The 20,792-nt window shown below is 70.3% G+C and carries 15 protein-coding genes; 9 read left to right on the top strand and 6 right to left on the bottom strand.

Features of this window, described 5'->3' with window-relative positions:
- Positions 1-85 precede the first annotated feature (85 nt).
- Complete coding sequence (locus ACZ4UU_RS37955; protein ID WP_471907977.1) at positions 86-1,231, bottom strand: Glu/Leu/Phe/Val family dehydrogenase; 1,146 nt, start codon at positions 1,229-1,231, stop codon at positions 86-88.
- On the bottom strand, positions 1,224-4,121 hold the full coding sequence (locus ACZ4UU_RS37960) for an FAD-binding and (Fe-S)-binding domain-containing protein (RefSeq protein WP_471907978.1): 2,898 nt from the start codon (positions 4,119-4,121) through the stop codon (positions 1,224-1,226). Before ACZ4UU_RS37960 ends, ACZ4UU_RS37955 begins: the two co-directional genes overlap by 8 nt.
- 148 nt (positions 4,122-4,269) lie before the next feature.
- Between ACZ4UU_RS37960 and ACZ4UU_RS37965 the strand changes: the two genes are divergently transcribed.
- Positions 4,270-5,193, top strand: coding sequence for a LysR family transcriptional regulator (locus ACZ4UU_RS37965; RefSeq protein WP_471907979.1), 924 nt, complete (start codon positions 4,270-4,272; stop codon positions 5,191-5,193).
- A 9-nt stretch (positions 5,194-5,202) separates the two neighbouring features.
- Here the strand turns inward: ACZ4UU_RS37965 and ACZ4UU_RS37970 are convergent, their stop codons facing one another.
- The 3 genes from ACZ4UU_RS37970 to ACZ4UU_RS37980 form a co-directional block, all read right to left on the bottom strand.
- Entirely contained in the window at positions 5,203-7,044 is a 1,842-nt protein-coding gene (locus tag ACZ4UU_RS37970; protein ID WP_471907980.1) for a putative nucleotidyltransferase substrate binding domain-containing protein, read from the bottom strand.
- 112 nt (positions 7,045-7,156) lie between these two features.
- The gene (locus ACZ4UU_RS37975; protein WP_471907981.1) at positions 7,157-9,028 is read right to left on the bottom strand and encodes an APC family permease; all 1,872 of its coding nucleotides are present in this window, start codon (positions 9,026-9,028) and stop codon (positions 7,157-7,159) included.
- Positions 9,029-9,216: 188 nt separating this feature from the next.
- Positions 9,217-10,125, bottom strand: a complete 909-nt coding sequence (locus ACZ4UU_RS37980; protein ID WP_471907982.1) for a LysR family transcriptional regulator — start codon at positions 10,123-10,125, stop codon at positions 9,217-9,219.
- 165 nt (positions 10,126-10,290) lie between these two features.
- Here ACZ4UU_RS37980 and ACZ4UU_RS37985 point away from each other — a divergent pair, with 165 nt between their 5' ends.
- From ACZ4UU_RS37985 to amaB, 3 genes are read left to right on the top strand one after another with little or no spacing between them, the layout of a single operon-like run.
- Positions 10,291-11,463 (top strand): NAD(P)/FAD-dependent oxidoreductase, encoded by a 1,173-nt coding sequence (locus tag ACZ4UU_RS37985; protein WP_471907983.1) that lies wholly within the window; start codon positions 10,291-10,293, stop codon positions 11,461-11,463.
- 29 nt (positions 11,464-11,492) lie between these two features.
- The gene (gene hglS, locus ACZ4UU_RS37990; RefSeq protein ID WP_471907984.1) at positions 11,493-12,887 is read left to right on the top strand and encodes a 2-oxoadipate dioxygenase/decarboxylase; all 1,395 of its coding nucleotides are present in this window, start codon (positions 11,493-11,495) and stop codon (positions 12,885-12,887) included.
- 25 nt (positions 12,888-12,912) lie between these two features.
- The gene (gene amaB, locus ACZ4UU_RS37995) at positions 12,913-14,442 is read left to right on the top strand and encodes an L-piperidine-6-carboxylate dehydrogenase (RefSeq protein ID WP_471907985.1); all 1,530 of its coding nucleotides are present in this window, start codon (positions 12,913-12,915) and stop codon (positions 14,440-14,442) included.
- Positions 14,443-14,492: 50 nt separating this feature from the next.
- On the opposite strand, the gene ACZ4UU_RS38000 is transcribed toward amaB, so the two are convergent.
- On the bottom strand, positions 14,493-15,197 hold the full coding sequence (locus tag ACZ4UU_RS38000; protein WP_471907986.1) for a GntR family transcriptional regulator: 705 nt from the start codon (positions 15,195-15,197) through the stop codon (positions 14,493-14,495).
- 540 nt (positions 15,198-15,737) lie between these two features.
- On the opposite strand from ACZ4UU_RS38000, the gene ACZ4UU_RS38005 reads away from it, so the two are divergent.
- The 5 genes from ACZ4UU_RS38005 to ACZ4UU_RS38025 all read left to right on the top strand — a co-directional run bounded on the left by ACZ4UU_RS38005 (position 15,738) and on the right by ACZ4UU_RS38025 (position 20,354).
- Positions 15,738-16,313 carry a proline racemase family protein gene (locus tag ACZ4UU_RS38005; protein WP_471907987.1) on the top strand — a complete coding sequence of 192 codons (576 nt, stop codon included), beginning with the start codon at positions 15,738-15,740 and terminating at the stop codon, positions 16,311-16,313.
- A 93-nt stretch (positions 16,314-16,406) separates the two neighbouring features.
- Positions 16,407-17,657, top strand: coding sequence for an NAD(P)/FAD-dependent oxidoreductase (locus tag ACZ4UU_RS38010; RefSeq protein ID WP_471907988.1), 1,251 nt, complete (start codon positions 16,407-16,409; stop codon positions 17,655-17,657).
- 59 nt (positions 17,658-17,716) lie between these two features.
- Entirely contained in the window at positions 17,717-18,625 is a 909-nt protein-coding gene (locus tag ACZ4UU_RS38015) for a dihydrodipicolinate synthase family protein (RefSeq protein WP_471907989.1), read from the top strand.
- Complete coding sequence (locus tag ACZ4UU_RS38020; RefSeq protein WP_471907990.1) at positions 18,625-19,698, top strand: proline racemase family protein; 1,074 nt, start codon at positions 18,625-18,627, stop codon at positions 19,696-19,698. Before ACZ4UU_RS38015 ends, ACZ4UU_RS38020 begins: the two co-directional genes overlap by 1 nt.
- 305 nt (positions 19,699-20,003) lie before the next feature.
- Positions 20,004-20,354, top strand: coding sequence for a VOC family protein (locus ACZ4UU_RS38025; RefSeq protein WP_471907991.1), 351 nt, complete (start codon positions 20,004-20,006; stop codon positions 20,352-20,354).
- The last annotated feature ends 438 nt before the right edge of the window (positions 20,355-20,792 follow it).

Genomic DNA, 20,792 nt, shown 5'->3' on the forward strand with positions numbered 1-20,792 from the left:
AAGGGGTCGTCGTTGGGCGCGTCGGTAGGAGCGAGTCGACGCAAACGGGCAGAGACATGGAGTCGACCTTCGAAGCGCCGCCGGATCAGGTAGGAAGCCGGCCCTTGCTGCGCATGGCGGCGCGAACACGTTCCTCGGCCAAACCGCGGCCCGCGATGTGCGGAGTGGTGGCGCGGCGCTGGGCTTCTTCGAGAACGGTGACGACGTTGGCGCGCAGCCGATTGGAGATCGTCTCGAAGATGGTGGGAGTTTCGGGCCGGAAGCCGGAGTAGCGGGCGTCCATGGCGAAGGCGGCGGCGACGACGCCGCCGGCGTTGGCGACGAAGTCGGGCAGCACGGCGATTCCGCGTTCCGCGAGGATGGACTGTGCCAGGGGCGAGGTGGGCAGGTTCGCGCCTTCCACCACCAGCTTGGCCTTGATCCGGTGTGCGGTGGTGTCGTCGATGACGTCCTGCAGCGCCGCCGGGACGAGGATGTCGCAGTCGACGGTGAGTTCCCGGCCAGGCGGGATGACGGCGCCCTGGTGGTGGCGGGTGACGAAGTCGTCGCCGTGCTCCTTCCTCGCCGCCTGCAGGCCATGCACGTCCAGTCCGGCGGGGTCGTGGAGGGCCCCCCTCGCGGTGGACACGGCGACGACGGTGGCACCGAGTTCGGCGAACCGCGAGGCGGCCGCGAGGCCGACGGCTCCGCATCCCTGGATGGCGACCCTGGCGCCGTTCAGGGGCAGTTGGAGGTACTGGGCGGCCGCGTCGGCGGCCTCGGCGACTCCGAAACCGGTGACACCGAGCTTGTCGTAGGCGACTCCGCCGAGGTGCTCCGGGGTGCCGACGGCCGCCCCACGGTCGCCGAGTTCGTCCTGGACGATGGCCGCGTCGTTCTCGGTCAGGCCCATGTCGAGGCCCATGACGTACTCGCGGGGCACCTCGTTGGACAGCGCGCGGGCGAAGGCGCGCAGGATCGCCTCCTTGTCGGGCGAGGCCGGGTCCGCGACGATGCCGGCCTTCGCTCCGCCGTAGAAGAGGTCGACGCCGGCCCACTTCCAGGTCATGACGCGGGCCAGCCGGGCCACTTCGCCGACGGAGACCGTGGGGCTCATCCGGGTGCCGCCCTTGCCGACGCCACGGGCCGTGTTGTCGATGACCAGGACGCCCTTCATGCCGGTGCGCCGGTGGGAGACGACGACGATCTTCTCGGGACCCCAGTCGTCGACGAGCGAGAGTGCGTCAGTCACGGATGTGTTCCTCCGGTAGAGCGCGGGCGATGAGTTGGGCGAGGTGGGTGCCGCCGCGGTCGGTCCGCTGGCTGATCTGGGTGCGGCAGCTGAAGCCGTCGGCCAGGACGACCGTCTCCGGTGTGGCGGCGCGTACGGCGGGCAGCAGAGTCTCCTCGCCTGCCGCGACGGACACGTCGTAGTGACCACGTTCAAAGCCGAAGTTCCCCGCCAGGCCGCAGCAGCCGGAATCCAGCACGCTGTTGTCGACCCCCATGGCCGCCAGCAGCGAACTGTCGGCGGTGAAGCCGCTCGTGGCGTGCTGGTGGCAGTGCGTCTGGCTGAGGGAGCGGGTCCCGTCGATCCGCGGTGGTTGCCAGCCGGGCGTGTGGCGGACGAGGAGTTCGGCGAGGGTGAGGGTGGATGCGGCGAGGGCACGTGCGTCGGTGTCGCCGTCCAGGAGTTCGGGCAGATCGGTCTTCAACGCGGCGGTACAGCTCGGTTCCAGGCCTACGACCGGAACGCCGGCGCGGGTGGCCGAGGCGAGCGTTCTGGTGGTGCGGCGTGCGATACGCCGGGCGACGCCGAGCTGTCCGGTGGTGATCCAGGTGAGGCCGCAGCACTGGGTGCCGTCCGGGACCTGGACCCGGTATCCGGCATGTTCCAGAACCGTCACGCCGGCCTTGAGGACGTCGGGCGTGAAGTGGTTGTTGAAGGAGTCCACCCACAGCACGACCGGGCCGCGGTGTCCGTCGCCCTGCGCAGTACGCGCGCGGAACCAGGTCAGGAAGGTTTCGTCGGCGAAGCGGGGGACGTCGCGTTCGGCGGCGATGCCTCCCAGTCGCTTGATCATCGGTGCGAGGCGGGACGCCGTGAGCGCGTTGACCAGCCGGGGCGTACGGGTGGCGAGCCAGGACAGCAGGGGCAGCCAGCCCATGGAGTAGTGGGAGGCGGGCCTGAGGCGTCCCTTGTAATGGTGGTGCAGGAACTCCGACTTGTACGTCGCCACGTCCACGCCGACCGGGCAGTCGGCGCTGCACCCCTTGCACGACAGGCACAGATCGAGCGCGTCCCGCACCTCGGTCGACCGCCAGCCGTCGGTGACGACCTCGCCCTGCGTCATCTCGTACAGCAGCCGGGCGCGGCCGCGGGTGGAGTCCTTCTCGTCCTGGGTGACGCGGTAGCTGGGGCACATGACGCCGCCGCGCGGGGTGGCCGTACGGCATTTGCCGACGCCGACGCAGCGGCGGGTGGCCTTGGCGAAGTCGCCGTCGTCGGCGTGGAAGGGGAAGACGGTGACAAGGGGAAGGGGGGTCCGGTGGGCGCTGATCCGCAGGTTGTCGTCGAGGGCCAGCGGGTCGACGATCATCCCGGGGTTCAGGCCGTTGTCGGGATCCCGGGCGCTCTTGAACCGCTCGAACAGGGCGATGACGTCGGGACCGTACATCAGGGGCAGCAGCTCGGAACGGGCCTGTCCGTCGCCGTGCTCGCCGGAGAGGGAGCCATCGTGGGCCGCGACGAGTTCGGCGGCTTCGGTCAGGAAGGCGCGGAATACGGCGGTGCCGTGTTCGGTGGTGAAGTCGAAGTCGATGCGGACATGGAGGCAGCCCGCGCCGAAGTGGCCGTATACGGCGCCCTGAAGCCGGTGGCGAGCGAGCAGGTCGGTGAACTGCCTCAGGTAGGAGCCGAGTCGGTCCGGCGGGACGGCCGCGTCCTCCCAACCGGGCCATGCCTCGGAGCCATCGGGCGTGCGGGTCGCCAGACCGGCCCCGTCCTCCCGGATCCGCCACAGCTGCCGGGCCCGTACGGGATCGGTGACGATCTCGTGGCCGCCGCACCCCGCTGCCGCCACGAGTTCCTCGGCCAGCCGGGGCAGTTCGTGCTCCTGCCCGCCGAGTTCGGCGAACAGCCACGCCTGGGTGCGGGGCAGGGTGTCGATCGTGCGACGGGTCTCCGGCCGGGTGACGATGTCGGTCAGGGACCGGTCGAGCCCTTCCAGTGCCAGCGGTTGGTGCTTGAGGAGGGCGGGGACGGCGTCGGCGGCGGCGATGGCGTCGGGGTAGCCGAGCACGACCAGGGCCCGGGCGGGCGGAGGTGCCACGAGCCGGACGGTGGCGGAGAGGATGACGGCGAGGGTCCCCTCGCTGCCCACCATGGCCCGGGCCAGGTTGAAGCGCCGTTCCGGCAGGAGATGTTCGAGTGCGTAGCCGGAGACCTGCCGGGGGAACCGGCCCAGCTTCGTGCGCAGGGTCGCCAGGTTCCGCTCGGTCAACTGGTGCAGGGCGGCGATGAGTTCGCCGCGTTCGCCGCCGGCGGCGACGGCCTCGTCGATCTCCGCCCGGGTCATCTCGCCGAGCCGCAGTACGGTGCCGCGGTAGGTGACCACTTCCAGTTCCAGCACGTTCTCCGCGGTGCGGCCCCAGGCGAGAGAGTGCGAGCCGCACGCGTTGTTGCCGATCATGCCGCCGAGGGTGCAGCGGCTGTGGGTGGAGGGGTCCGCGCCGAAGAGCAGGCCGTGTTCGCCGGCGGCCCTCTGCAGTTCGTCCAGGACGATGCCGGGCTGCACCGTCGCCGTGCGCGCGTCGGGGTCCAGCGCGAGCAGATGGTTGAAGTAGCGGGAGAAGTCCATGACCACGCCGGAACCGACGGCCTGGCCCGAGGTGCTGGTGCCCGCGCCGCGCGAGGTGATCGGCACGCCCAGGCGACGGCACACGGCGAGCGTGTTGAGGACGTGCCGGCGCTCGCGGGGGAAGACCACGGCCAGCGGGATCCGACGGTAGTTGGAGGCGTCGGCCGAGTACTGGGCCCGCCGTCCGGCGTCACCGTGCACCTCGCCGCAGTCGTCCTGGGCGAGTGCCTCGGTCACGGCGGTCGTGTCGAGACGTCCCTGGCGCTGCGCTGTCGTCGCCACCGTGGTTCGGTCCCTCACGCTCGCCGGCCTTGTCGCCCTCACGATCCGTGCCCGCGCCCCTCTCCCACAAGACCCAGCAGAACGACAGAAATCACCGGTGAGAGCAAACAATGCTTACGCTGGGGCCGCGTCCGACAGGAGGAACAGCATGCTCAAACCCCAGCATCTGCTCACCTTGAGGGCCGTCCTGCGCACGGGCTCGTTCGTCCTCGCGGCCCGTGAGCTCGGCTACACCGCCTCCGCGATCTCCCAGCAGGTCTCGGCCCTGGAGAAGGAGACCGGGCTGGTGCTGTTCGAGCGGGAGGCGCACGGTATCCGGGCGACCGCTGCGGCTCACCGGCTGGTCGACCTCAGCGTTCCGGTGCTGGCCGCCATGAACGACCTCGGCCACCAGGTGCACCAGCTCGCCACCGGCGCCACCGGCCGGCTGAGACTGGGCAGCTTCCCCACGGCCGGTGTCCGGCTCGTACCGCCCGCGCTGTCGGCTCTGACGGCGGCACACCCGCGGGCGGAGATCCAGCTGGAGGAGGGCGAGCCGGAGGAGCTCCTCGCCGCGGTGAACGACGGCGATCTGGATGTGGCGCTGGTCTACGAATACGGGCTCAGCCCTCAGCAGTGGCCCGACGGTATGACCCGCCACCACCTCGTGCGCGAGGATCTTGTCCTGCTCAGGGCCCGTGACAGCGGCCTGAGCGCACGTCTGACCGGGCTGTCCCGGGCCCGCTGGATCACCAGCGGGGAGAGAACCGCCGGTGCCCTTTCCCTCACCCGGCTGTGCGCGGCGGCCGGTTTCGCGGCCGAGGTCGCCTTCCGCAGCAACAACTACGACGTCGTACGGGAGTTGGTGGCCGCCGGTCTCGGCGTGGCCGTCGTGCCGGGGCTCGGTCATGCGCCCAGCGACACGGTGGAGGCGACCCGGCTTCCGCAGCGCTCGGCCTTCCGCCGCGTGCTGGCCCTGCACCGCGGGGAGAACAGCAATCCGCTGCTCGGCACGGCGATCCGCGCCCTGCGCGGTGCGGCACCGGTCGGGGATCCGTATGTGCACGCGGCCCAGGACGAACAGAAGGGGTAGGCGGCGCCGTCAGTACTCGGGCATGGCGAACCGTGCCATGTTGCCCATGCGGCGCCGGCCGTCGGCGAGTACGCGGGTCGCCTCCGCGAGGATCGCGCGGTCGACCGGCGGGAGTCGGTCGAGACGAACGACGTCGGTCGCGGTCCGGCCGGCGGTGGTCTGCTCCATCTGCCATGCGAGCCTGATGCCCTGAACGGCGTCGAAGGCGTCGGCGAGGGCGACAGCGTCGGTCTCGCTGAGCATGGCGGATCCCCCGGCCGCCAGGAGGCGTTGGTCCGTCGGCAGCGCTGTCGAGCCCACGCTGAGGGCGGCCCAGCGCGCGATGTTGGCGATCGGGACGAGGAACTGCGCCTTCAGATCGATCTTCTTCCTGCGCCACGGGGTGGCCCGGCCGCTCTGCGCGATCGATGCCGCCAGCAGCATGGACATCGTGCGCGGATGCATCCGGAGGTCCCCGAAGACCCGGGCGACTTCGGGCAGTCCGCGATCGCCGTGGATCGGGCGGCCGTCGACCAGCAGGCAGGTCATGATGACCGCTTCGTCGGCTTCGGGGGCGGTGATCCAGTCCCGGCCCGCCCGGGCCCAGTCCGCGTGGGTCCGCGCGAACTTCGCGTCGACCGGGCTGACCCCGTGCCGGTCGTGTGCGAGGCCGGCCTGCTCCAGCACTTCGGCGATCTGCAGGAACATGGGCCGGTACTCGGCGATCTCGGCGGCGTCGAGGGCGTTGTCGAACGAAGCCGCCGCGTCGATGTCCGACGACAGCAGGGCCTCCCGACGCCCGTTGCTGCCGAGCGAGAGCCAGGTGAACGCGTCGGGCCGCAGATGCGGATACTGCTCCGAGACGAGCTCGATGGTCCGGCGTACAGCGGAGTCGATGATGGCCGAGTGGACGGTGATGATTCGGCTCGGAGCCAGTCCCTTGGCCCTGAGGCCGGTCAGCATGCCCGGCACCGACCGGTAGCGGTCCTTGAGGTCGTCGACCGTCTCGGCCCGGTGGATCTGCTCGTGCAGGGAGGCTCCGGCGGTGGTCGACGAGACGACGAAGTCGCGTGCGGCGACGGCACCGTGGAGCTGGTCGGCGCGATCGGTGACGAGAACGACGTCGCCGTCGGACTCCAGCACGGTGATGAGGGCCTCGGCGGCGGAGGCGCCCAGCCGGATGGACGGTGCGTCGGCCCGCATCGCGGTACTCACCGCTGCGGTGACCGGCGACGCCGAGGCCACGGCCCGCCGGATCCCGGCATCGGTGAGGATGCCGTGGCCGCCGTTCTCCTGCCGGACTGCGACATAGGACAGCCCCGTCTCCTCCATCCGCGCCGCCGCCTGCGCGATGGTCATGGTCGGTTCGACCAGCAGGGGCGGCGCCACGATCAGGTCGTCGACGAGGGTGTAGCTCGGGATGGAGCCGTGCGCCATCATCCGACGGCTCATGTCGACTTCCCGCGCGAGCAGTTGGGCACCGTGACGCGTCGCGAACACCGGATCGACCAGGTCGGGGTCCAGGCGTACCACGACGGTCTCCCCGGACGCCTCGACGCGCGGGCCCACGGCCTCGCCGAGCAGGGTCGCCACGTACCCGAACATCTCGGTCGGGCCGAGGTGGTAGGCGGGCAGTTCCCGGATGCGGTCGGGGTTCGTCCAGACGGAGACCCGGCCGTGCCACACGACTTGGAGGCCACGCTCGGGCCGGGCGAAGGCGTCGAGGATCACTTCGCCCGTGCCGTAGGACGCCACCGTGGCACGCTCGGCCGCCCGGGCGAGGCGGTCCGCGTCGAGGGTGTCGAGCGGCGGGCACAGCCGCAGGAACTCCACCAGCGAGCGGACGTCCACCGGATGGGCGGGATTCATCATGGGCTCCTTGGATCGAACGGCCGACCGGTGAACGACGGTCGAGCGGCCCCGCGGGATCGCGCGGCCGCTCGGCCTCACCGGCACCGAGTGCTGCTGAGCGGGGCTGCTCCGTTCACGACGTGGCGACGGCCTCGTGTTCTTCCGTCCGCTGCTGGGCCAGAACCTGGCTGAGTTCCTCCGTCGGACCGCCCGACCGCACCGCCCAGACGAAACTGCCGACGGCGATGAGCGCCATCACGATCAGGTCGGTCGGAGCATCGATCGAGGGGCTTTCCATCGGGCCGTACTCGCCGAGGTACGAGACGAGCAGCATCGCGAGGAAGGTGCCGACGATCCAGACGCCGCTGCGCACATGCCGCCGGCCCTCGGCCGTGCTCACCGCGTAGAGCCCGGCCAGGAAGGCGGCGACGGCCAGGGTCATGGCGGTGAAGTACACGGGGAAGCTCCACCCGTCGGCGGCCTGCTTCTGATCACGGTTGAACAGCCAGCCACCCCCGACCGCGATGAAGATCCAGGTGACGCCGAACACCCCGGACGCCACCCAGCTGCCCACGGCCTTGCTCCACCCGTTCTGCACGCTGTTGTACGCGCCGTAGACCGGCAGGGCGAGGAACACGATCGTGAACAGGTTGATCAGGGAGACCCAGCCAGCGAAGTAGATGAGCATCAGGCTCGCGACAAATCCCGCGAGCGCCCAGAAGTACGCCCACTTGACGCGGACCGGGCGGTGCATGTCGGGCGCGGTGCGCCGGAGGACCATCATCACCGGGCCCCCCATGACGTAGGACAGCGTGAGCGCGACCGACACCTGCGAGACGAAGGAGTACCAACTCGGTGCCGGGAAGAAAAAGAAGAAGCCGAGCAGCGTGCACACCAGGAGTCCGACGATCGGTGTGCCGTACTTGTTGATCTTCTGCGCGCCCTTGGGCAGCTCACCGTTGACCGACATCGAGTACACCGAGCGAGCGCCGATCCCCAGCCACACCCAGCCGGTCGCCGCCGGGGACAGCGCCGCGTCGCTCAGCAGAACGGTCGCGAACCAGGCGAAGCCGGCTGCCGTGACGGCGTTGAGCAGCGGGGAGGACGCCCAGTCACTGGTCATCAGGCCGGTCCAGTCGCCGGGGGCGACCTGTGCGTCGTTCCAGTTGACGGCACCGAGGAAGCCGACCTGCAGAACGACGTAGATCACGAGTGGAATGAGCAGGCCGCCGACGATCATCGCGATCGGGATGTTGCGCTGCGGGTTGACCGCCTCACCGCCGAAGTCGAGGATCTGTCGCAGTCCCGAGTAGGCGAAGACGATGCCGCCACCCGCCAGGGCGCCGAAGATCGCTCCGGACCCCTGCGGCGCGAAGCCGCCGCCGATCGTGAAGTTGGCCGACGAGAAGGCCGTGAACATCAGTCCGGCGGTCACGACCGGGATGACGAGCTTCCACACCGTGACCCACTTGTTCGACTCGCTGAGCAGCTTGGCGCCCATCGAGTTGAGGAAGAAGAACACGAACAGCAGGCCGAACCCGACGAGGATGCCCGTCGGCCACGACAGCACCATCGTGCCGCCGCTCTCGGTGAGCCAGCCCAGTTCGGGCCAGTGGCCGCCGACGTAGGTGATGACCGCCTGCACTTCGATCACCGGCAGCGCCAGTGCGGCGATCAGATAGCCCCAGCCGTTGAAGAAGGAGAGGAAGGCGCCGTGGGTGAGCCGCGGGTAGCGGACCCCGGCGCCCGACCTCGGCAGCATCGTGCCGAGTTCCATCCAGGTGACGCCGATGACCGCGAAGAAGACCGCGCCGAGGACCCAGGTGATGATCGAGGCCGGCCCCGCGAGGCTGGCGGCGGCGAGCGTCGCCAGGAGCCAGCCGGACCCGACCTGGACGCTCACGGCCAGGGCGATCAGCCCGACGAGGCTGATCCGCTTCTTCAGGTGCGCGTCACTGGCCTCGTATGCGCCCTCGACCGGCCCTGGTGGCTGTGTGTCTCTCACGATGACTCCTTTGTCCTTGTGCGAGTCGATTGCCTTGTCGACGCCAGGGCAGCGGAGGTCGTCAGCACCCATCCGTGGCGCGCAGATTGTCGGACAATCTTGCGGGAAATTACGGCCCCGGGTGAGTCCGGGTCAACGGATACGACAGAATCTGTTGCAGATTGTCAGACGACTACGGGGTGCTGATCTCAGTGAGAGGAGCCCGCTCCCGCGGAGGCACTCAGGATGTCGACGAAGGCGGCCACCGTCGGCCGTTGCGCGGCGAAGGAACGGAACACCACCACGATGTGCCGCTCCATGGGCTCGTGCAGATCGAGAACATCGAGGTGGGACGGCCGCAGTCGCAGCATCAGATCCGTCACCACGCTGACCCCGACGCCGGCCTCGACCAGGGCGAGGGTGGCGGCGGTGTCCGTCACCTCGTGCAGGACCTGAGGCTCGAAGCCGGCCCGGCGGCACGCGGTGAGCACAGCGCGGCCGTAGTAGCTACGGATCGACGGCATGATCCATCCCTGGCCCCGGGCGTCCGCGAGGGAGATGCTCCGCGGCCCCGGCAGGGCGCCGACCGGAACCGCGAGCGAGAAGCGCTCACGGGACAACTCCCGCACACGCAGCGACGGATCGCGCGGGATGGGCACGTCCGGGTAGTCGAGGCCCAGCGCCAGATCCACGGTCCCGCCCGCGACCGCGTCGTACACCTCGTCCACGTCCATGTCCCGGCTGCGCACGGTGACGCCGGGATGCTTCTCGCGCACCTGCCGCAGGGCGGGCGGCAGGATCTCGGCGGCAGCCGTGGCGAAGAGCCCGACCCGCAGCGTCCCGGAGATCTCGTTGCGGGTGCGCTCCAGCGCTTCGACGGCCTCGGCCTCGGTGGTGAGGATGCGTTCGGCGTGCCGAGCCAGCGTCGTCCCGGCATCGGTGAGTTCCACGCGGCGGCCGACCCGCCGCAGCAGCTGCATCCCGGTGGCCTTCTCCAGTGCGGCGATCTGCTGCGACACCCCTCCGGGGGTGTACCCCAGGGCCTCCGCGACCGCGGTGACGGTGCCGCGCCTGGTCAGTTCCACCAGCGAACGCAACTGCGCACTCGTCCAGTCCATATAGGAATCCTAAAAGATCGGAAGCACTAACCGTTGATAGACGTCAACGATTGCGTTGCTGCACGATGACGCACAGACAGCTGCTCGGCGTTGTAATGCACTGACTTCACGCAATGACAGCCCCTCCGCCCCTCAGAAGGGCGGCTCCTGGAAAGGAGTGGCCTGTTGTCCTCCTCCGCCCTCCGCACCATCCCGGCCGCCGCCGATGTCGTGATCATCGGCGGCGGCGTGATGGGTGCGAGCGCCGCGTTCCACCTCACCGAGGCCGGCGTGCGGAACATCGTCGTCATCGAGCGCGGTGAGCTCTGCTGCGGCAGCTCCGGCAAGCCGATCGGCGGTGTGCGCGCCCAGTTCTCCGACCCGCTCAACATCGAACTCGGCAGCCGCAGCCTGCGCGCCTACCGGGAATTTCCCCACCGGCCCGGCGCCGACATCAAGCTCGACACCGTCGGCTATCTCTTCCTGCTCGACAACGAACAGCAGGTGCGCGACTTCGCAGCCGGAGTCGAGCTCCAGAACAGCCTGGGCGTGGCCAACCGCATGATCGACCCCGAGGACGCGCGGCGCCTGTGCCCCTACATCAGCACCGACGGTCTGGTGGCCGCCGCCTACTCCCCCGCCGACGGACACGCCCGCCCCGCCCTCGTCGTGGAGGGCTACGCGCAGGCCGCGGCCCGGGCCGGCGTCACCATCGTCACCCAGACCGCGGTCACGGGTATCGACACGGCCGGGGACCGTGTCACCGGTGTTCACACGAGCCACGGCCGTATCGCCTGCGGCGCCGTCATCTGCACGGCGGGCGCCTGGTCGGGCCTGATCGGCGACATGGTCGGCGTCCTCCTGCCCATCCGGCCGGTGAGGCGGCAGCTGGCGTTCACCGCGCCGCTCACGCCGCCCGCGCCGCGCGTACCGTTCACCATCGACTTCTCGTCGTCCGCCTATTTCCACAACAGCGACGACGGGTTGCTGTTCGGGCTGGCCGACCCCGACGAGCAGGAGGGCTTCGACACCACCTGGACCCCGCGGTGGCTGGAGCTGTTCCGCACCGTCGCCCGTCGCCGCGCCCCGGCCCTGGCCGGCATGAAGACGGTCGGCGGATGGGCCGGCCTCTACGAGGTCACGCCCGACCACAACGCGCTGATCGGCCGGTCCACCGAGTTGCCCAACTTCCTCTACGCCGCCGGGTTCTCCGGGCACGGCTTCCTGCAGGCGCCCGCGGTCGGCGAAGTACTGCGTGATCTGTACCTGGAGCGCGAGCCGTTCACGGACGTCTCCCCGCTCAGCGCCGACCGGTTCCGCCACGGCGCCGAGATCCGCCCCGAGGCCCATGTGGTCTGAACCCGACCTCCCGACCGAAAGGCCGAACCATGTCGACGATCAGCCAGTGGCAGCTGCGGGCCGCGTTCGCGGCTCGGCTGTCGCAGATGTACGGGCAGGAGGTGCCCGCCTACACCACGCTCGTGGACGTCTCGCGCGAGGTCAACGAGGACGTCCTGCGCGCGCGGGGAGCCGACGCCGAACGTCTGGGGTCCATCAGCCGGGTGACCGCCGAGCGGCACGGCGCCATCCGGGTCGGCACACCACGGGAGCTGGAACAGGTCGCCCGCGTCTTCGCCGCTCTCGGCATGCACCCGGTCGGCTTCTACGACCTGCGGGAGGCCGCCGCCAGTGCAGTTCCCGTCGTCTCCACCGCCTTCCGGCCGGTCGACGGCGAGGAACTGGCCCGCAACCCCTTCCGGGTGTTCACCTCCATGCTCACGCCGGCCGACCCTCGCTTCTTCACCCCTGACCTGCGCGCACGCCTGGAGACCTTCCTCGCCGGCCGCGAGCTCTTCCCCCCGGAACTGGTCGCCCTGGCCGACCGGGCTGCGACCGAGCGGGAACTGCCCCAGCAGGAGGCCGAACGTCTCCTGCGGCTCGCCGTGCAGGCCTTCGAACTGTCGGCGGAGCCGGTCGACCGGGCCTGGTACCAGGAGCTGGAGCGGGTCTCCGCCGTCGCCGCGGACATCGGCGGGGTCCGCAGCACCCACATCAACCACCTCACCCCGCGCGTCCTGGACATCGACGAGCTGTACCGCCGTATGACCGAGCGCGGCATCGAGATGATCGACACCATCCAGGGCCCACCGGCCTGGAAGGGCCCCGACGTCCTGCTGCGGCAGACCTCCTTCCGCGCCCTGGCCGAACCCCGCGCCATGCGTCTCGCGGACGGCAGCGTCGAAAGCGGTGCGCTGCGGGTCCGCTTCGGCGAGGTGGAAGCGCGCGGTATCGCCCTCACCCGCGACGGCCGCGCCCTCTACGACGACCTCCTCGGCCGCGTCGACGAGGTGGCCCGGAATTCCGCCGAGGCCCGCGGCGACATCGCGCGTGCCGTATGGGAGCTGCACATGCCTGGCACCGAAGAAGAACTCGCCGCGGAAGGACTGGCCTACTTCACCTACCACCTCGCGGCGGACCGGCCCCGCGACGGCAGCCACCCGCCCACCGGTATCGGCGATCTGGTACGGCAGGGCTGGGTACAGGCCGAGCCCATCGTCTACGAGGACTTCCTGCCCCGCTCCGCCGCCGGCATCTTCCAGTCCAACCTCAGCGGCGAGGGCACCCGCGACAACGACCAGGAAGGCACCGCCTACGACGCGGCCTGGCTGTCCGGCGCCATGGGCCGCGACGTACTGGACCCCTACGCCCTCTACGCACGGCAGCAGGGCCGCTCCCTCGCCCAGGTCGCCCGCGAACTCGACCTCACCGACACCCCGGGCTGATCCCTCACTCCCGCAAAGGACCACCATGACCAGCACCGCACTGCCCACCACGGACGACCTGCGCGCCCGCGCCCGCACCGCCCTGCAGCACGTCGGAGTCGACGTCCCCGAAGGCGGCGACCTCCAGGCCCGCACGCCCCTCACCGGCGAGAACCTCTTCGGGGTGACCGCCGCCACCGACGCCGACACCGAAGCGGCGATCGCGGCCACCCGCGAGGCCTTCCTCACCTGGCGCACCACGCCCGCGCCGCGGCGCGGTGAACTCGTGCGCCGCCTCGGTGAGTTGCTGCGCGAGCACAAGGGCGACCTGGCCGACCTGGTGACCATCGAGGCGGGCAAGATCCGCTCCGAGGCGCTCGGCGAGATCCAGGAGATGATCGACATCTGCGAGTTCGCGGTCGGTCTGTCCCGTCAGCTGTACGGCCGTACGATCGCCTCCGAACGCCCCGGCCACCGCCTCGCCGAGACCTGGCACCCCCTCGGCGTGGTCGGCGTCATCTCCGCCTTCAACTTCCCGGCCGCCGTATGGTCCTGGAACACCGCCGTCGCCCTGGTCTGCGGCGACACCGTGGTCTGGAAGCCCTCCGAGCTCACGCCGCTGATCTCCCTGGCCTGCGACCACCTGCTGGCCCGGGCCGCCGACGAGGTCGGTGCTCCGCGTGACGTGCACCGGCTCCTGCTCGGCGACCGGGCGGTGGGCGAGAAACTCGTCGACGATCCCCGCGTCGCCCTGGTCAGCGCCACCGGTTCGACCCGCATGGGCCGCGAGGTCGGCCCCCGGGTCGCCGCACGCTTCGGCCGCAGCCTGCTGGAACTCGGCGGCAACAACGCCGCGATCGTCGCCCCGTCCGCCGATCTGGACCTCGCCGTCCAGGGCATCGTCTTCGCCGCGGCCGGCACGGCGGGCCAGCGCTGCACCACCCTGCGCCGGCTCATCGTCCACCGCGACATCGCCGACACGCTCATCGAGCGGCTGACCGCCGCGTACCGCAAGCTCCCCATCGGTGACCCGTTCGACGACTCCACACTGGTCGGCCCACTGGTGTCCACCACCGCCCTCGACGCCATGACCGACGCCGTCAGCCGCGTCCGGGCCGAGGGCGGCAAGGTCCTGGCCGGCGGCAACCGGCGGCTGTCCGAGGCCGCGCCCTCGGCGGCCTACGTCGAGCCGGTCCTGGTCCGCGTCGACGAACAGTCCGGCGTCGTACGGGAGGAGACTTTCGCGCCCATCCTGTACGTCCTCACCTACGACACCCTGGAGGAGGCCATCGCCCTGCACAACGACGTCCCCCAGGGCCTGTCCTCCAGCATCTTCACCCGCGACCAGCAGGAAGCCGAGATCTTCCTGTCCGCCGCCGGCTCCGACTGCGGCATCGCCAACGTCAACATCGGCACCTCCGGAGCCGAGATCGGCGGCGCGTTCGGCGGTGAGAAGGACACCGGCGGCGGCCGTGAGTCCGGCTCGGACGCCTGGAAGGCCTATATGCGCCCGGCCACCAACACCATCAACTACTCCGGCGAACTGGCCCTGGCTCAGGGGGTCAGCTTCCTCTGACCAAGCCCCGGTGAACGCACCGTTTTGGGGATGCCGGTCGCGGCATCCCCCTACTCCTCGCTCGCGGAGCGCTGGCGCTCGGCGATCATCTCCAGCAGTTCGTCGGCGCTCGCCCGGGTGTGGCGCTCGACTTCGGCCGCGATGGTGTCGGGGTCCCCGCCGAGGATGGCCTCGATGAGGCGTTCGTGGACGTGCAGGGCGCGGTCGGGATCGGAGCGGGTGCTCTCGTCGACCGTGATGGCGAGGTTGATCTGAGCCTCCACAGTGGGCCAGATCCGCTTCAGCATGGCGTTGTCGGAGGCGTCCCAGATGGTGCGGTGCAGAGCGATATGGGCCTGGTGAAGACGTCCGGAGTCCTGCGCCCGGTGTGCCGCCCGGTACTCCTCCCAGACACTCCGCAGCCTCCCCCGGCGGGACCCGTCCGGGTCGTCGGCGAGGGCGCGCGCGGCGAGGGTTTCCAGGGCGACGCGGACGGCGGCGGTGTCGGTGATGAACTTCTCGTCGATAGCCGTGACGATCACGCCGCGGTAGGGCTGCTGTTCGAGGAGCCCTTCGTGGATGAGCTGGTAGATGGCCTCGCGCAGGGTGGGGCGGCTGACGCCCAGTTGCGACGCGATGTGGACCTCGCGCAGTGGCTGCCCGGCCTTGAGCTCACCGGCCATGATCGCCCGGCGCAGCTCGTCCACCGCCGCGCCCCGGCGCGTCTGGGTGCTGACCGGCCTGGGGCCGGCGGCCTGGGCAGCGTGCTCGCTCATAAGTCCTCCGCAGATTGTCAGACTGCATTCTAGAGGGAGCCGGGCATGGAGACCCGCGCCCGGCCGCTGCCACCGCGGGTTTCAGGCCCCCCGCAGGACCTGCGGGCTTTAGGCCTTGCGGTGAATGAGCGGGCTCGGGTGACGCAGCAGCGCCGCCGTGGTCGATACCGCTTGAGACAGGGCGTCCCCTCGGAGGACCAGCCGAAGATCGTCTGACAAGCGACCGAGATGCCGGAAGGCCAGGGACGCGACCTTGCCGCGTCAACAGCCGAAATCGTGATGTACCGATACGGCGCCGAGTCGGAGCAGAGTCAGCCGAATCTTCGACCTCCAGGCATTGACCGCGACGGGCGCTCCCGTCTAGCGTCCCCATCAAGCCGCCGATTGTTTGACAATCTGCGATCTCGAAAGGAAGCCCGGCCATGAGGTTCAGTCGCGCCTTGAACGTGGTCGACGCGCACGCCGAGGGCGAGTCCGGCAAGGTCGTCGTCGGTCGCATCGGGCAGGTCCCGGGCCAGAGCCTCTTCGACGTATCCGGTGATGTCCGGCTCCAACACCATGTGCGTGGCCACGGTGCTGCTGGAGACCGGGATGCCCCCGATGACCGAGCCGGTCACGCACCTCACGCTGGAGTCCCCGGCCGGCCTGATCCGGGCCGAGTGCGAGTGCGCCGACGGCAAGGTGCGGCGGGTGACACTGGTCAACCAGCCCGCGTTCGTCTACCACCACTGCGCCGATCTGCACGTCGAGGGTCTCGGCCGGGTGACCGTGGACATCGCCTACGGCGGGATGACCTTCCGCTCCCGGAACGCCACCGTCGTCTCCCCCGGCCGGATCGACCGCTCCCCCTGCGGCGCGGGCACCTCCGCCCGTCTCGCCGTCCTGCACGCCTCCGGCGTGCTGAAACCGGGACAGCTCTTTTGGCACGAGTCACTCATCGGCAGCCGGTTCGACGCCCACATCGAGTCCACGACCACGGTCGGGCCGTACGACGCCGTCGTGCCCAGCATCTCCGGGCGGGCCTGGATCACTTCCTTCAACCAGCTGGTCCTCGATCCGACGGACCCGTTCCAGCACGGCTTCGTGGTGGGGCGGCCGTGGGAGCCAGAGGTCTGACCGGTGCCCGCGCGGCCGGACATTTCTTCAACCGTGCGCGGTTCAGCGACCCGAGAGGCACCTGAAAGCGCCTGTCAGGAGGTACACGACGCCATGCGGACCATCGTTGTGGGAGCCGGGGCCGTCGGTCTCGCCGCCGCCTACCGGCTGGCCAAGGCCGGCTGCGAGGTCACCGTTCTCGACGCGCGGAGTGCCGGCTCCGCCGCCTCGCACGGCAACGCGGCCAAGATCGCCCTGGCGGAGAGCGGCCCGGTGCCCGCGCCCGGCGTGATCCTGCAGTCCCTGAAGTGGATGCTGAAGCCGGACAGCCCGCTCTACGTCAAGCCGTCGCTGAACCCGTCCTTCGTGAAGTTCATGCTGACCATGGCCCGGCACTGCACCACACGGGACTACCGCGCCGGTCTGGAAACCACTCTGCGTCTCGCCGAGGGGACCATGGACCTCCTCGACGACTGGACCCGGGAGGGCGTCGCCTTCGAGATGCACAAGGCCGGCGTCCTGCTCGCCTTCGAGACCCGCGAGCGCTACGAGGAGCAGCTCGCCTCCCTCGACATCTTCGAGAGCTTCGGCATGGTCGCCGAACACCTGCACGGAGACGCCGTACAGGCCAAGGAACCGGTGCTGAACAGCCGTGTCAAACACGGCCTGTTCTTCCCCGACGACCGCCAGGTCGAGCCCGACTCCCTCACCCAGGGCCTGCTCAAACGGTGTACGGAACTCGGCGTCGAGATGCACGAACACACTCCCGTACGACGCTTCCTGCGCCGGGGCGCCGCGGTCACCGGTGTCGTGACCGACAAGGGTGAGCACACCGGCGACACCCTGCTGCTGGCCGGCGGTGTGTGGACCGCCCGCATGGCCGCCCAGCTCGGTGTCCCGTTGCCGATCCGGCCGGGCAAGGGATACAGCGTCGACTACTCGCCCTCGCCGGTGCCGCTGCGCACGCCCCTCACGCTGGAGGACGCCCGGGTCGCGGTGACCCCGCTGGGCGGCTATCTGCGGCTGGCGGGCACGATGGAGTTCGGCGGCCTGGAGGAGAACATCAACCCCGGGCGCGTCGCCGCCATCAAGAAGGCCGCCTCCGACTCCCTCACCGGCTGGGGCAACCCATCGGGAGAGGCCGCCCCGTGGGCCGGGCTGCGCCCGATGACCCCGGACGGACTGCCGATCATCGGCCGCCTCTACCCCCTCCCCAACGTCTACGTCGCCTCGGGCCACGGCATGCTCGGCCTCACCCTCGCCCCGGCCACCGCCGAGATCATCACCGAGGCGATCACCACGCGCCGCCTTCCGTCCGTCGCCGAGGCCGTCTCACCGCGCCGCTTCAGCCGACGCCGACGCTGACGCCCACCAATCTCCCGCTGCCGCCCCGTTCCCCTCAAACTGATCTCAGGAGTCCCTTCATGAGCGTCGCCCAGTTCACCGGCATCCTCGCCGCCGTCGTCACCCCGCTGACCGCCGACGGCTCGACCATCGACACCGACGGCGTCCGCCGGCAGGCCGACCACATCATCGGCGGCGGCATCCACGGCCTCGTGCCCGGTGGCAGCACCGGCGAGTTCACCACGCTGAGCCTCGACGAGCGCAAGCGCGTCAGCGAGCTGTACGTCGAGGCCGCCGACGGACGCGTCCCCGTCATCGCCGGAACGGGCGCGCTCAGCACGGCGGACACCGTGGAACTGAGCGTGCACGCCGAGAAGGCCGGAGCCGCCGCTGTCATGATCGTGCCGCCCTTCTACGACGCGCCCTCCTTCGAGGAGCTGCTCGCGTACTTCGGCGCGGTGTCCGAGGCGATCGACATCCCGATCATGTACTACAACATCCCCTCCGCGTCCGGCGTGCAGCTCACCCCCGAGCAGCTCGCTCGCCAGACCGCGATCACCTCCTACAAGGACACCGGCGGCGACTTCACGTGGCTCTCCGCCGTCCAGCAGCAGCACGCGGCGGACATCACGGCCCTCAACGGCTGGGACACCCTCACCTTCGCCGCGCTCGCCAGCGGGGCGAAGGCCGGCGTGTGGGGCACCGCCACGGTGATCCCCCGGCTGTGCGCCGAGCTGTACGCCGCCCTCGCCGTACGCGGTGACCTGCACGCCGGGCGCGAACTGTGGAAGAAGATCTTCCCGATCTGCCAGTTCCTGGAGTCCCACAACTACGCCTGCGGCATCAAGACGGGCCTGGACCTGGTCGGCGTCGGCGCCGGCCCGACCCGCCGCCCGGTGCTTCCGCTGGCTCCGCGGTACCGCGAGGAGTTCCGTCAGCTGCTGATCGCGGCGGGCGTCCCCGTGGCCGAGGAGAGTGTGGCCGCCTGATGGGCGCGCACAGCCGCATCCACGCGATCGACGTCCACGCCGAGGGCGAGCCGGGCCGCGTGCTGATCGGCAGCCATCTGCACGTCAAGGGCGCCACCATGGCCGAACGCCTGCAGTACTGCGAGAAGCACCTCGACGACCTGCGCCGGCTCCTGCTCCGGGAGCCGCGCGGCTACCCGGCCCTGTGCGGCGCCCTGATCCTCCCGCCGGTCGATCCGACGGCCGACTTCGGGCTGGTGGTCCTGGAACAGGGCGGCTTCCGTCCCATGTCCGGCTCCAACCTCATCTGCGCGGTCACCGCGCTGGTGGAGACGGGTGCGGTGCCGGTGAGCGAGCCGGTCACGGAACTCACCGTGGACACGGCGGTCGGGCTGGTCCGGGTCCGCGCCGAGGTGTCGGGCGGCAAGGCCACGCGGGTGACCTTCGCCAACGTGCCCGCCTTCGCCGTAGCCGTCGACCACGTCCTGGACCTGCCCGAGTACGGGCGGGTCCCGGTCGACATCGTCTTCGGCGGACAGTTCTTCGTCCAGGCCAGGGCGGCCGATCTGGGGCTGGTCGTGGAGCCGGGGTCTGCCAGGCAACTCGCGCGGGCCGGGGCGGTGTTGCGCACGGCGGCCCAGCAGCAGTTCCCGGTCGCCCACCTCCTCAACCCCGGCATCAACGAGATCGCGCTGACGATGATCCACGGCCCCTCGCCGACCCCCGGCGCCTCGGGCCGCAACACGGTCGTGCTGCCCAACGGCCCGGTCGACCTCGCCGACCCGGCCACCTGGACCGGCTCCCTCGACCGATCCCCGTGCGGCACCGGCACGTGCGCCCGCATGGCCGCACTGCACGCCCGCGGCGAACTCCCCCTGAACACGCCGTTCGTCCACGAGTCGATCATCGGTACGACCTTCACCGGCACGCTGCTCGACACCACCCAAGTCGGCCCGCACGGAGCGGTGTTGCCGACTGTCAGCGGGCGCGGCTGGATCACCGGTTTCAACGAGTACGTCCTGGACGACACCGACCCCTTCCCGTACGGCTACACCCTCGGCGACCTGTGGGGCGCCACCGAACAGGAGCGCTGATGGCCACCCCCGAGACCAGGGACGGCTGTCCACGTGCACTACGTCGGTGAGCGGCAGGAGCTCATGAGCTCGACGTGACTGTGTAGCGCCGATCTTGGAGAGCGCGCGCCGGCTTTCGACCGATGCTTTGAGCTCCGCACGTTGCTTCTCATCCAGCCCGGCGAGCGACAGATGATCACGCTCGTCCGGCGTGAGTCGCGTGAGGTCGAGCCCGGACCCGGGCAGCATGGTCACGCCTCCGAGGCGGCCCCGTTGCGCGGTCACCGGCAGACCGGCTTCGCGGAGCCAGTTCAGGTCCATCCGTCGTGTCCATCGTCCATGTGAACGACGCTCCCGCGGCAGCGCGTTTCTACGGCGACCTCCTCGACATGAGGCCGTCGTTCGAGACTCCGGGATACATCACCTTCGACCTCGGGCCAGGCGCTGACCTCGCCCTGTGGTCTGACCAGTTCGAGGATCTGTCAGCGGACGTCCCGCGTACCAGTGAGGTTTGTCTGGCCATCGACGGCGGGCCCGACGAGGTCGATGCGATCTTCAAGCAGTGGCAGTCCAAGGGCGTCACGATCCTGCAGGAGCCACATGATGCGGGGTTCGGGCTGACCTTCCTCGCAGCCGATCCTGACGGGAACCGTATCCGCGTCGCACCGCGGGACTGAAAGGCCACGCCGCGGCAGGCGCACACGATGAGCATGCGAAAGCGATGGTGGAGCCAGCCGGTCCGGAGGCTAGGCCGAGCGCGGCCAGGACCGCTCCGGTGGGCACGACGGCGGAAGCGCCGAAGCGGACAGTGAGCCGGTCTCCGGCGGCTGTCTCAGACGACCGGATCAAGGACGGAGACCGTTGACGAGCCCATCAGGGGATTCGGCTCGATTCGTCGTCGTGCTCCACGTGGACAGCCGTGTCAACGTCCATGAACAGTGGGACAGGGCAAGGCGGGTTATCCATGGCTTGGATGGCCTGGATACGGGATTCGGATCGCTCGGGGGATGGCAGCGGGGGCTCCGGCCAGCCCATAGTCGTCCCTACCCGCACGCCGCTGTCCGGACCAGCGGCCGAGGTGCGGCCATCCTCAGCATGCCGTGCGCCGTCGGCGC

The sequence above is a fragment of the Streptomyces sp. NPDC028907 genome (assembly GCF_055564995.1).

Excerpts from the sequence above, each read along its gene's own strand:
- ACZ4UU_RS37965 (WP_471907979.1), top strand. The coding sequence starts at position 4,270 with ATGCTCAAACCCCAGCATCTGCTCACCTTGAGGGCCGTCCTGCGCACG.
- ACZ4UU_RS38000 (WP_471907986.1), bottom strand. The coding sequence starts at position 15,197 with ATGAGCGAGCACGCTGCCCAGGCCGCCGGCCCCAGGCCGGTCAGCACC.
- ACZ4UU_RS38005 (WP_471907987.1), top strand. The coding sequence starts at position 15,738 with ATGTCCGGCTCCAACACCATGTGCGTGGCCACGGTGCTGCTGGAGACC.
- ACZ4UU_RS38010 (WP_471907988.1), top strand. The coding sequence starts at position 16,407 with ATGCGGACCATCGTTGTGGGAGCCGGGGCCGTCGGTCTCGCCGCCGCC.
- ACZ4UU_RS37970 (WP_471907980.1), bottom strand. The coding sequence starts at position 7,044 with ATGATGAATCCCGCCCATCCGGTGGACGTCCGCTCGCTGGTGGAGTTC.
- ACZ4UU_RS37980 (WP_471907982.1), bottom strand. The coding sequence starts at position 10,125 with ATGGACTGGACGAGTGCGCAGTTGCGTTCGCTGGTGGAACTGACCAGG.
- ACZ4UU_RS38020 (WP_471907990.1), top strand. The coding sequence starts at position 18,625 with ATGGGCGCGCACAGCCGCATCCACGCGATCGACGTCCACGCCGAGGGC.
- amaB (WP_471907985.1), top strand. The coding sequence starts at position 12,913 with ATGACCAGCACCGCACTGCCCACCACGGACGACCTGCGCGCCCGCGCC.
- ACZ4UU_RS38015 (WP_471907989.1), top strand. The coding sequence starts at position 17,717 with ATGAGCGTCGCCCAGTTCACCGGCATCCTCGCCGCCGTCGTCACCCCG.
- hglS (WP_471907984.1), top strand. The coding sequence starts at position 11,493 with ATGTCGACGATCAGCCAGTGGCAGCTGCGGGCCGCGTTCGCGGCTCGG.